The 9,838-nt window shown below is 36.7% G+C and carries 9 protein-coding genes (1 of these 9 cut by a window edge); all 9 read left to right on the top strand.

Annotated features, from left to right (window positions below; all coding sequences use genetic code 11):
• The first annotated feature begins 67 nt into the window (after positions 1-67).
• Complete coding sequence (locus HYG79_RS00415; protein ID WP_179240212.1) at positions 68-1,516, top strand: glyceraldehyde-3-phosphate dehydrogenase; 1,449 nt, start codon at positions 68-70, stop codon at positions 1,514-1,516.
• A 77-nt stretch (positions 1,517-1,593) separates the two neighbouring features.
• The gene (locus HYG79_RS00420) at positions 1,594-2,217 is read left to right on the top strand and encodes a tRNA (guanine-N1)-methyltransferase (protein WP_179240213.1); all 624 of its coding nucleotides are present in this window, start codon (positions 1,594-1,596) and stop codon (positions 2,215-2,217) included.
• Positions 2,218-2,255: 38 nt separating this feature from the next.
• Positions 2,256-2,702: a GNAT family N-acetyltransferase gene (locus HYG79_RS00425; RefSeq protein ID WP_179240214.1), complete on the top strand. Its 447-nt coding sequence runs from the start codon at positions 2,256-2,258 to the stop codon at positions 2,700-2,702.
• Positions 2,703-2,733: 31 nt separating this feature from the next.
• Positions 2,734-3,411 carry a tRNA (guanosine(37)-N1)-methyltransferase TrmD gene (gene trmD / locus HYG79_RS00430; RefSeq protein ID WP_179240215.1) on the top strand — a complete coding sequence of 226 codons (678 nt, stop codon included), beginning with the start codon at positions 2,734-2,736 and terminating at the stop codon, positions 3,409-3,411.
• 3 nt (positions 3,412-3,414) lie between these two features.
• Entirely contained in the window at positions 3,415-3,732 is a 318-nt protein-coding gene (locus tag HYG79_RS00435; protein WP_179240216.1) for a hypothetical protein, read from the top strand.
• Positions 3,733-3,859: 127 nt separating this feature from the next.
• Complete coding sequence (gene rplS / locus HYG79_RS00440; protein WP_179240217.1) at positions 3,860-4,210, top strand: 50S ribosomal protein L19; 351 nt, start codon at positions 3,860-3,862, stop codon at positions 4,208-4,210.
• Between the two features lie 659 nt (positions 4,211-4,869).
• A complete protein-coding gene (locus HYG79_RS00445) occupies positions 4,870-7,089 on the top strand; it encodes an NADP-dependent isocitrate dehydrogenase (protein ID WP_179240218.1) in 2,220 nt (739 codons plus the stop codon).
• A gap of 118 nt (positions 7,090-7,207) precedes the next feature.
• On the top strand, positions 7,208-9,607 hold the full coding sequence (locus HYG79_RS00450) for a TonB-dependent receptor (protein ID WP_179240219.1): 2,400 nt from the start codon (positions 7,208-7,210) through the stop codon (positions 9,605-9,607).
• Between the two features lie 3 nt (positions 9,608-9,610).
• A protein-coding gene (locus HYG79_RS00455; protein WP_179240220.1) for a DUF4249 family protein crosses the window boundary here: on the top strand, positions 9,611-9,838 show its beginning. Its footprint extends 666 nt past the window's final position; 228 of the gene's 894 nt are visible here — the first part of the coding sequence; its start codon is at positions 9,611-9,613; its stop codon lies beyond the right edge, outside the window.

Here is a 9,838-nt window from a genome sequence, read left to right on the forward strand (position 1 = left end):
ATCACAATTTTGGGCGAAAACGTTTGAAATATATAATTTTGCAAAAAATTACACCAATACATAAACAATGAGCACCATTAAATCTTACGAAAAAGAGTTGGCCTTTCAAGCGGACAGACGTAAAGCAACAACGGAATTTATTAAACTGATCAGTGATCTATGGTACGATAAATCCATTGAAGTTGTTTTGTTCAAAAATCAAATTATCGACAAAAATGTTAGTGACATTATCAACCTTCATGAATATGCTGGGGAATTCGTTCAAAAGCCTATTTCCATTTTTGATTCGGTAGAAATTTTAAGAGCCATAAATGACATAAAGTTACCGCCATCAAAATTGGATATTGGTAAGCTTACCTATGAATATCATTCAGATAATACCGATTATAACAACGTAAAGGCATTTGTTATCGATAAATTGAAAGACGCCGATACATCTGAAGAGATAAAACCCAAAGATGTAGTCCTGTATGGCTTTGGAAGAATAGGAAGAATTTTGACCCGAGAACTTATGGCCAAAACGGGCAAAGGCAATCAAATGCGGTTACGTGCCATTGTTACAAGAGGCAGCCTCACTGAAGAAGTCTTGGAAAAGAGGGCGGCCCTATTAAGAACAGATTCTGTGCACGGCCAGTTCCTGGGAACGGTCAATACAGATTTTGAAAATAAGGCCTTGATTATAAATGGTACCACTGTGCACATTGTTACAGCAGATAAACCAGAAGATATTGATTACACTAAATACGGTATCTACAATGCATTGGTGATTGACAATACAGGAGCCTTTAGGGAAAAAAAAGCTTTGGAACGACATTTAAAATCAAAGGGGGCCAACAGAGTTTTATTGACGGCACCAGGAAAGGAAATTCCTAACATAGTACACGGGGTAAACCAAAACGAATTTAATCCAGATACTACTAAAATCTTCTCCGCAGCCTCTTGTACGACCAATGCGATTACTCCCATATTAAAAATCATCGAAGATTCGCTCGGAATCAAAAAAGGACATCTTGAAACCATACATGCCTATACCAACGACCAAAATTTGGTCGATAATATGCATAGCAAATACCGCAGGGGAAGAGCTGCCGCATTAAATATGGTAATAACCGAAACGGGAGCGGGAACAGCGGTAGCAAAAGCCTTACCTTCCCTAAAGGACAAACTAACGTCAAATGCCATTAGAGTACCGGTGCCTAACGGTTCTTTGGCCATTTTAAATTTAGAGGTAAAGAATAAGACTTCCAAAGAGGCTATTAATACCATTGTAAAAAAATATGCCTTAGAGGGAGACTTGGTAGAGCAAGTAAAATATTCGCTAAGCAATGAACTGGTCTCAACCGATATTGTAGGAACTTCTGCTCCATCAATTTATGATAGTACCGCAACATTGGTATCCAAAGATGGTAAAAATATCGTATTATATATATGGTATGACAATGAGTATGGATATTCACATCAAGTGATACGCTTGGCCAAGTACATTTCAAAAGTGCGTAGGTTCACTTATTATTAATCTTTTTTTTAAAATTGATGTATTTGAAGTACTTTAGTCGCCCCCTAAAATCAGTATTAATATTAAGAAACAAGTAAATGAAAGGTTTAAGAACACTACTCTTTACACTATCGCTTTTGGCGTTTAACCTACAGTATGCCCAGGACGATTCTCAAAATGACGATGATTTATCCCTAGATAAGGGCCCTATAAGCAGTCAGTTTGAGTACATCTCCAAAAAATCCGGTAATTACAGGCAAGATGGTAAAAGATATGAAGTAGTACGGGTCTTGAGCTTGGACAAGCTTCGCAAAAATGTATTGGACAGTATAAATGCTGCCAACATAAAAGCTGCTGAATTAAAAGCGACCATATCCAAAAATGAAGCAACAATAGCTTCCCTAAACAGTAAATTAAGCGAAACTACGAACAACTTGACCAATGTCACGGAAGAGAAAGACAGCATGTCCTTTCTGGGGATGTTGGTCTCCAAAGCAACCTATAACTTTATTTTATGGACAGTAATAGGGGCCCTTCTCCTATTATTGTTATTGTTCATTTATAAATTCAGAAACAGTAATATTCTCACACAAGAAGCCAAAACCGCTCTTTCGGATTTGGAGGTGGAATATGAAAACCACAGAAGGCGGGCATTGGAGCGAGAGCAAAAGATTAGTCGAGAACTACAGGACGAAATAAACAAATACAGAAAATCAAAATAAATAAAAAGCTCCCCTACGGAGCTTTTTTTAATCAAGGTATGATCAAAATACTACAAGCTACAGATGAACATATAGAGCTCATAGTTCCGCTGTTTGATAGTTACAGGGTTTTCTACAAACAAAAACCCGATAAAGAAGCGGCCAAAATGTTTCTTAACGAACGAATAACAAAGGGAGAATCGGTTATTTTTCTGGCACTTTTTGATGATGTCCCATGTGGGTTTATACAATTATATAGTACTTTTTCCTCTGTTTCACTACAACCCTTTTATATTTTGAATGATTTATTTGTTGATGCCAATCATAGAAATAAAGGTATAGGCGCAGCATTGCTAAACAGTGCCAAAGTACATTGTGAAAATACCAATTGCAAAGGCTTGGCATTGGAAACCGCGATTGACAATCCCGCACAAAAGCTGTATGAAAAGTTAGGTTGGAAAAGAGATTCGCATTGTTTTCATTACTTTTGGAGCCATTTTGATTGAGTGGCGATTTAACTCGTATACATGTTATTCTATGCGTATTGATATTATTACTGTTTTACCCGAACTATTAAAAAGTCCGTTCGAAGCTTCCATATTAAAAAGGGCCATAGAAAAGGGAATTGTAGAGATACACTTTCACAACTTACGGGATTACACCGATAAAACTTATAACCAAGTAGACGATTATCAATTTGGAGGTGGTGCGGGAATGGTATTGATGATAGAACCCATTGATAAGTGCATTACCAGCTTAAAGACCCAAAGGGAATATGATGAAGTCATCTACATGACCCCAGATGGCATTACCCTTAACCAAAAAATAGCGAACAACTTATCTATAAAAGGAAACCTTATCATTTTATGCGGACATTATAAAGGTGTCGACCAACGTGTTAGGGACGCTTTTATTACCAAGGAAATATCGATTGGGGATTACGTTTTGTCCGGCGGGGAATTAGGGGCTGCCGTACTATGCGATACCATTATACGATTGATTCCTGGAGTATTGAACAATGAAACTTCTGCCTTGACCGATACCTTTCAAGACAATCTTTTGGCACCACCGGTATATACCAGACCTGCAGAATACAAAGGCATGAAAGTTCCCGAGGTCTTGCTGAGCGGAAATTTTCCAAAAATTGAAAAATGGAGAGAAGACGAAGCAATAAAAAGAACCGAAAAACTAAGGCCAGACCTATTGAATAAGTAACTTATGGAAGAACTTCCCATTTTGAACATAACAGGTGGTATCTTGTTTTACATTGGTAAAATAATCATATTGATAGCCGTTATAATCGCTTTGTACAAAATGAAGAACTTAGGCAGTATCCTCTTGTTTTTAGGTGCGGTGTCGATGATTATAAGTGATATCGCAGGTTTTATTTTAGTGTATTACGCTGGCACGGTAAGTCCCGAACAAATAGTGAAGGCTACGAGCATGAATTCTATCATATCTGCAATAACATACATCCTGTTTGCAGTGGGATTGTTGCTCTTCATTGTAAAATCGACAAAAAGAGTATCTACATAGCATTCAAAAAAATCATATTTATACCTTGCTGCTTCGTAATTATTATTTATTTTTGCAGTCGATTTAAACTAACCTCTGACGAAGTACGTGAACGTTGGTTTTTACAAACATTTAATATTAATGTAGAATGGAATCATTAATAAAATTCGTGGAGAGCGAATTCGTACCAAAAAAAGAATTTCCCAACTTTTCATCGGGAGACACCATTACGGTTTATTATGAAATTAAGGAAGGTGAAAAAACACGAACCCAGTTTTTTAGGGGTGTAGTGATACAACGAAGAGGCTCGGGCGCTACCGAAACTTTTACAATCAGAAAAATGTCAGGTACCGTTGGTGTAGAGCGTATATTCCCTGTAAATATGCCGGCGCTACAAAAAATAGAAATCAATAAAAAAGGTAAGGTACGTAGGGCACGTATTTTCTACTTTAGAGGTCTTACCGGTAAGAAAGCTAGAATCAAAGAAGTACGAGGTTAACAACCCTACAATAGTATATGAAAAACATCCCGATATCAACGGGATGTTTTTTTATGCACAATTGTTAATAACCTAAGTTCATAACATGTTGATTACAAATTCGTTATGATATTTGGATTTACAGAACTTAAATAGTAAATTAGAGTATGATTTAAAGGGATAATCCGCATTGATTATCATTAAATTATGATAAAGTTTACGTTCTTTATGTTGTTGTCTTTTTAATTTGATTGATTTCATAGCAATATGATATCAATTCAAATCAGTTTGATTAGAGCTGTGAGTTTTAAAACTTAGATTTCTTTTCTGATAAACAATACATCAAATTTATTTAGGTAAATCTGAGATTGCCTTATCAAGGACAACAAAAAGAAACACCATAGTCGCTTGGTTCAAAAATTAAGGACACGTGATGTTTCAAACGTTGATTTAGCAACGCAGGTGCAATCAATGGTTGCCGTTTTGTATCAAATACAGAACAAAAAGTCTGTAAGCTATTTCTAAAAAGCCATATCAATGTATATTACAATGATATGGCTTTTGTTTTATTGTATTCCACTCTGTTTACATCTTCCAAATACTTCCAAAGTTTCACTAGCATCACCTAAAACAGCTTATTTAAAATTGTATATTTGCACCGCTCAAAAATACAATTATATATGCCAAAAATAATTTACACAAAAACCGATGAGGCCCCAGCATTGGCCACTCAATCGTTCTTGCCGATTGTAAAAGCGTTCGCAAAAACATCGGATATCAATATAGAGACCAAAGATATATCTCTGGCCGCTAGAATATTAGCTGTTTTTCCAGAATTCTTAGAAGAAGGCCAAAGGGTTTCGGACGATCTTTCTTTTTTGGGCGAATTGGCAAAAACCCCAGAGGCCAATATTATTAAATTACCCAACATAAGTGCCTCAATTCCACAATTGAAAGAGGCCATTACCGAGCTACAGAAAAAAGGATATAACTTACCTGATTATCCGGACGAGGCAGCTGACGAAAACAAAAAAAATATAAAATCCAGATATGATAAAATAAAAGGTAGCGCCGTAAATCCTGTTTTAAGAGAGGGTAATTCAGATAGGCGTGCACCTAAACCCATAAAAAACTACGCAAAAAAGAACCCGCATAGCATGGGGGCTTGGAGCTCGGATTCAAAAACACATGTTGCCACAATGAACCATGGTGATTTTAAATCCAATGAAAAATCACTTACAATTGATACGCCGACCGAAGTTAGAATAGAATTAATTGATGAAAACGGGGAGCACACGGTTCTTAAAGAAAAAATTCCCTTAATGGCAGGAGAAATTATTGATGCTACCGTAATGTGCAAAAGCGCATTGATTAATTTCTTAAAAGAGCAAATTGTAGATGCCAAGGAAAAAGGAGTCTTATTTTCACTCCACCTAAAGGCTACAATGATGAAAGTTTCCGACCCAATTATCTTTGGTCATGCGGTCGAATCCTTTTTTTCAAAAGTATTTTCAAAATACAGCGATACTTTTGAGGAAGTTGGGATAAGCGCCAATGACGGTTTGGAAAACCTCTTTAACAAATTAAAAGAGCTACCAAGGGATCTACAGGTCGAAATTGAAAATGCTATTGAAAGTACCCTTGAGAGCGGACCGGATTTGGCCATGGTAAATTCGGACCGTGGCATTACGAACCTGCATGTGCCAAGTGATATCATTATTGATGCTTCTATGCCGGCAATGATCCGTAATTCAGGACAAATGTGGAATGCCGACGGAAAAGCACAAGACACAAAAGCCGTTATACCCGATAGTAGTTATGCCGGTATTTATAGTGCTACAATAAATTTTTGCAAAGAGCACGGTGCATTTGATCCTACGACCATGGGTACAGTACCAAACGTTGGTCTTATGGCGCAAAAAGCAGAGGAATACGGTTCTCACGACAAAACTTTTGAAGTAAAAGCAAAAGGTACGGTACATGTGATTGATGTAAATACCGGTAAAAATCTAATTTACCATACCGTAGAAAAAGGAGATATTTGGAGAATGTGCCAAGTAAAAGACGGCCCCATTCGTGATTGGGTAAAATTAGCGGTGACCCGGGCAAAGGCAACAAAAATGCCGGCGATTTTCTGGTTAGACGAGAATAGAGCACATGATATTGAGCTTATCAAAAAAGTCAATACCTATCTGTCGGATTATGATGTGTCTGGATTGGATATTAAAATATTATCCCCGATTGAAGCGACAAAATACACATTAAAAAGACTCAAAAACGGAGAAGATACAATTTCTGTATCCGGAAATGTTCTTCGTGATTATCTGACCGATTTATTCCCTATTCTTGAAGTAGGTACCAGTGCAAAAATGCTATCTATAGTGCCATTAATGAACGGTGGAGGGCTTTTTGAAACAGGAGCTGGGGGCTCTGCGCCAAAACACGTCGAACAATTCCTGGAAGAAGGCCATTTACGTTGGGATTCTCTAGGAGAATTTTTGGCCTTGGGGGTTTCTTTGGAACACTATGCGGAAAAAAATAAAAATGATAAAGCCCAAGTACTGGCCGACACTCTGGATATTGCTACTGAAAAATTTTTGGAGAATGATAGATCTCCGTCAAGAAAAGTAAATGAATTGGATAATAGGGGAAGTCATTTTTATCTAACCCTATATTGGGCCGAAGCCCTATCAAAACAAAATAAAGATGAAGAGCTTAGATTAAAATTCTCAGGGGTTTTTGACAAATTGATGCAACAACAGGAAACCATACTATCCGAAATGAATAATGCACAAGGCAATCCCCAGGACATTGGCGGTTATTATAAACCCAATGTGGAAAAAATCGCTAAAGCCATGAGGCCTAGTGAAAGTTTTAATACTATACTTCAAAACATGTAATGAATAAGAATACAATCAACGAAGGCCATACCAAAAGTATGGCCTTCGTTGATTTTAAATAAGTGTTAAGTATTTTATAGGACTGTCATTTCTATCTATATTTATAAAAAATGCATACATGAGATTGCCTACCAAGCTAACCTATATATTTTTTCTTTTCTTAGGTTCCTTAACTTTTGCACAACAAAAATATACACTTAGCGGAACTATTACCGAAGCATCGAGCAACGAGACATTAATAGGCGTTACCATTGCCGTACCTGAATTAAGAACAGGAGTCACAACAAATGAATATGGGTTTTACTCCATCACGCTGCCCGAGGGAAACTACAATATACAGGTAAGCTATTTAGGATTTCAGGATATTGTTCAAAATATAGTCTTATCCGAAAATTTAAAAATCGATTTCAAACTATTTGAAGAAGCCGAGCAATTAGAAGAGGTAGAAGTAACCGAAAATGTGGAAAAATTAAGCATTCGAAAGCCTCAAATGAGTGTCAATACCGTATCGGTACAGACCATTAAGCAAATTCCCGTAGTACTGGGGGAAGCAGATGTCATAAAATCATTGGTCCTTCTTCCCGGTGTTACCAATGCAGGAGAGGGGTCATCTGGTTTTAACGTACGTGGTGGTGCCGTAGACCAAAACCTCATATTACTGGATGAAGCTACAATATTCAATTCATCGCACCTTTTTGGCTTCTTTTCGGTTTTTAATCCGGATGCGATAAAAGATGTGAAGCTATACAAAGGTGGTATCCCGGCACGCTATGGTGGTAGGGTATCTTCGGTCCTGGAGATTTTTCAAAAAGAAGGTAATAGTAAAGAAATAAAGGTCAATGGCGGTATAGGTGCCGTTGCGAGCCGACTATTGGTTGAAGGTCCCGTAATAAAAGACAAAGCTGCCTTTCTCATAGGAGGAAGGGCTTCATATGCGCACTTATTTCTACCACTATTCGATATAGAAAATAAAGCCTATTTCTACGATTTAAATACTAAGTTCAATTATAGGATAAACGATAAGAATAACATTTTTCTATCCGGATATTTTGGCAGGGATGTGTTTAGCATATCCGAGAGTTTTGAAAATATATACGGGAATGCCGTAGGTAATTTTAGATGGAACCATTTATTTTCCGATAGGTTATTTTCCAATCTTTCATTAATTTATTCAGATTATTTTTATGGTTTGGAACTTGATTTTGTAGGCTTTAAATGGAATTCTGGCATACAAAATTTTAACCTTAAATACGACCTAAAACATTATTTGAACGATAACCTTCAAATCAATTATGGTTTAAACAATATCTATTATAGCTTCAATCCCGGAAGAATTAAGCCAAATGGTCCCGATTCTGGCATTGTAGAAGAGCAACTCATAAAAAAATATGCCAATGAAACAGCCGTTTATGTTGATTTTGAACATACTTTAAGTGAAAAGTTAAGCTTTCAATATGGTTTACGTTTGAGTCATTTTATACGTTTGGGACAAGATGAAATCAACGTTTATTTAAATGACAATCCGGTCTTGTTCAATCCATTTTCCTTAGTCTACCAAGAAGCTCCGATTATCGGCAAAATAAATTCCAGCAGAAGTGAACAATTGGCGAGCTTCACGAATTTTGAACCTAGATTTTCCGTTGCCTATAGTTTCAATGAAAATAATTCGTTCAAAGCAAGTTACACCAGGTTGGCACAATATTTACATTTACTTTCAAACACCAACTCCCCTACTCCGTTGGACGTTTGGACCCCTAGTGGCCCCTTTGTGAAACCCCAATTATTGGATCAATATGCACTGGGGTACTTTAAAAATATCAATGACAGGGATTACTCATTTGAAACTGAGGTATTTTATAAGGATATTCAAAATCGTATAGATTATATAGATGGTGCAAACCTTATAGCCAATAATGCAATAGAACAAGTAATACTAAATGGTGAGGCAAGAGCTTATGGTTTGGAAATTCTATTTAGGAAAAATGAAGGTAAGTTCAAAGGATGGTTAGCCTATACACTTTCAAAATCTGAACAAAGAACGCCAGGTCGCGAACCTTTTACCGATAACGGTCGCTCTAATATGGAGACAGGAATAAACCTAGGCCAGTGGTACAATACCCCTTATGATAAAACACATGACGTTTCATTGTTCGCTAGTTATGAATTGAACAAGAAATGGAGTTTTAACTCAAACTTTGTTTATCAAACCGGTCAGCCCACCAACTATCCCGTCGGCCAGTTCGAATTTCAAGGCTTGGTTGTTCCATATTTCGGTTTGCGAAACCAAGAGAGGCTCCCTGCATACCATAGAATAGATATATCCGCTACACTTACACCTCGAAAAAATATCAATAGAAATTGGAAAGGGGAATGGATTTTTAGTGTATACAATCTGTACAATAGAAGAAACGCTGCTTCTATAAACTTTAGACAAAATCAAGATACGGGTAATAATGAAGCGGTAAGAACTTCCATTTTTGGTGTGGTACCTGCAGTTACTTATAACTTTAAATTTTAGGTAATGAGAAAACTAATTAAAATATTCTTTTTAAGCTTGCTTTTTTTTGGATGCGAAGATGTGATCGATATTGACACACCTTCAGAACCACCAAGGCTTGTTGTGGATGGAATTTTAAGGGTGAATGAGAGTGAGGATTTTATCCCTGTTGAAATTAAATTTTCTCTAACGAATAATTTTTTTGAGCCCATAGAAAATACATCTGTTGAAAATGCCATTATAATTATCGAA

The organism is Costertonia aggregata (assembly GCF_013402795.1).
GTDB classification, from domain to species: Bacteria; Bacteroidota; Bacteroidia; order Flavobacteriales; family Flavobacteriaceae; genus Costertonia; species Costertonia aggregata.